Annotated in this window: 2 protein-coding genes; both read right to left on the bottom strand. The window is 45.8% G+C overall.

What is annotated here, in order from left to right:
• Nucleotides 1-7 precede the first annotated feature (7 nt).
• Entirely contained in the window at nt 8-1,102 is a 1,095-nt protein-coding gene (gene trpD, locus ACEYW6_RS35970) for an anthranilate phosphoribosyltransferase (protein WP_412983571.1), read from the bottom strand.
• A gap of 123 nt (nt 1,103-1,225) precedes the next feature.
• A complete protein-coding gene (trpB, locus tag ACEYW6_RS35965) occupies nt 1,226-2,455 on the bottom strand; it encodes a tryptophan synthase subunit beta (protein ID WP_412983570.1) in 1,230 nt (409 codons plus the stop codon).
• Between the last annotated feature and the right edge of the window lie 78 nt (nt 2,456-2,533).

The raw sequence follows: 2,533 nt of genomic DNA, 5'->3' as shown, positions 1-2,533 counted from the left end.
TTGGCAATTAGCGCAAAAATTCAGCAAGTTGTTGAAGTTTTGTCCAAGCCGCACCGCTTTGCAGAACTTCCTTAGCAAGGGCAATACCCTTAACACAACCGGCTAAAACATCAGTTTCCCCATGAATGGCTTCACCAACTTGCAATGCAAGAGCTGTATTTAAAGCGACAACATCTCGCTGCGCTTGAGTACCTTTACCTTGCAAAACTGCCTTCAAAATTTGGGCATTTTCTTCAACATCTCCACCACACAACGCCGCAGTCGGTGCAAAACTCAAACCCAATTCTTGAGGATTCAGCGTTAGAGAACGCACTTTTTTATCCTGGAGTACAGCCAAATCAGTGACATCTGCCAAACCAGCCTCATCTAAACGTTCGCGTCCGTGAACTGCGATCGCTTGCTGACATCCCAATTGGGATAAAGCTTGCACAATCTCCTCCAGTAAAAGCGGGTCATTCACACCAATAATTTGCCCCGTTGGTCGCATCGGATTTACTAGCGGGCCAAGCAAATTAAAAACAGTCCGCACCTTCAAAGTTTTTCGCAAAGTCGCGATCGCCTTCAGTGCAGGATGCCAACCTGGAGCAAACAAAAAGGTGATTCCGATTTCATCCACTGCGGCTTGCACTCTCTCAGGAGCGGCGTTGAGATTTATCCCTAAAGCTTCCAGTACATCAGCCGAACCAGTCTTGCTAGATGCCGAACGATTGCCATGTTTGGCAACTTTTACCCCGGCGGCGGCGGCAACAAAAGCGACAGCAGTGGAAATATTAAAGGTTGAAGCCCCATCTCCACCAGTTCCGCAGGTGTCAATTAGGGGAGACGCGATTAATCGCGTCTGTACAGGAGGTGGGGATTGGGATTGTAAGACCCTGGCCATGCCTACTAGTTCTTCGGCAGATACGCCTTTAGCTTGAATTGCCGCTAAAATCGCTCCTGATAGAACATGGGGAATAGCATCTGTGAGCCAACCTTGCATCAAATCTGTAGCTTGGGAAACCGTCAACGATTGCCGATTCAGCAACTGTTGTAATAACGCTGGCCAGTTGGAGAACTCAGGAGTGACGGGGATTTCAGGTGTAATTTGAGTTAAAGCTATCATATTGGTTATTTGTCATTGGACTAGTTCTGAATGGAGAATAAGTTTGTAGTAAGGACTTTAGTCCTGAATTTTTAAGCACTAAAGTGCTTACTACGAACTCATCTAAATTAATGACATGAACCACTAAGGAATAAGGACTTTGGCGACAGTTTGCACATCCTTGTCACCTCTACCAGAGCAATTGATCACAATGCGGGGACTGCCTTCTAACTGAGGACAAAGGGTTTCAAGATATGCGATCGCATGAGCAGTTTCCAAAGCTGGGATAATCCCTTCTAGTTGCGAAAGTCTTTGAAATGCATCTAACGCCTGTTTATCAGTAACACTGTAATATTCGGCGCGACCAAGATCCTTTAAATAACTATGTTCAGGCCCAACGCCGGGATAATCTAATCCGGCACTAATTGAATGGGCTTCGATAACTTGACCATCATCATCTTGCAATAGATAGCTCATCGCACCATGCAATACACCTATTTTTCCTTTTGTCAAGGTAGCAGCGTGTTTTTCTGTATCTACACCTTCACCCGCCGCTTCCACTCCGATTAGACGCACCGAAGGTTCATGGACAAATTCATTGAATAAGCCGATCGCATTGGAACCTCCACCCACGCAAGCCAGTAAAATATTTGGTAATCCTTGCCATTTCTCCTGAGATTGAGCGCGAGTTTCTACACCAATTACCGCGTGGAAGTCACGGACAATCATTGGGTAAGGATGAGGCCCGGCAACGGAACCGAGGATGTAATGGGTTGTTTCCACGTTTGTCACCCAATCCCGAATTGCTTCGGAAGTTGCATCCTTGAGAGTTCCTGTACCCGCCTCTACTGGACGAACTTCTGCCCCCATTAACTTCATGCGGAACACGTTGAGGGATTGGCGTTCCATGTCGTGGATGCCCATGTAAATCACACATTTCAAACCAAACCGCGCACATACGGTTGCAGTCGCTACGCCGTGTTGTCCTGCACCTGTCTCTGCAATAATTCGTTGCTTACCCATGCGTTTAGCTAGTAACACCTGAGCTAAAGCATTATTAATTTTGTGAGCGCCTGTATGATTTAAATCTTCGCGCTTTAAATAAATTTGTGGCCCTGTGCCATCTGGTCTAGCGTAGTTTGTTGTCAGACGTTCCGCAAAATATAATGGGCTGGGTCTTCCTACGTAGTCACGCAGTAAGTTTTGCAGTTCTGCTTGGAAACTCGGCTCGTTGCGATATTGATGAAAGGCTGCTTCTAATTCACTTAATGCAGGCATTAAGGTTTCTGGGACGTATTTACCGCCAAATTTTCCAAATCTGCCCAAAGAATCTGGTTGGACGGTTGCAGTTTTGATGTCTTGTATGCTTACCACTGGTTAAAATCCTTTTATGTTGAAATATATTTTTGAATTTCCTCTGTGTTCTCTGTGCCTCTGCGGTTCGTTTTTTTT

The sequence above is a fragment of the Nostoc sp. UIC 10607 genome (assembly GCF_047228265.1).
Taxonomy (GTDB): domain Bacteria; phylum Cyanobacteriota; class Cyanobacteriia; order Cyanobacteriales; family Nostocaceae; genus Nostoc; species Nostoc foliaceum_A.
Note: the sequence above shows the minus strand (reverse complement) of the source record. Positions and strands in the feature narration are given on the sequence as shown.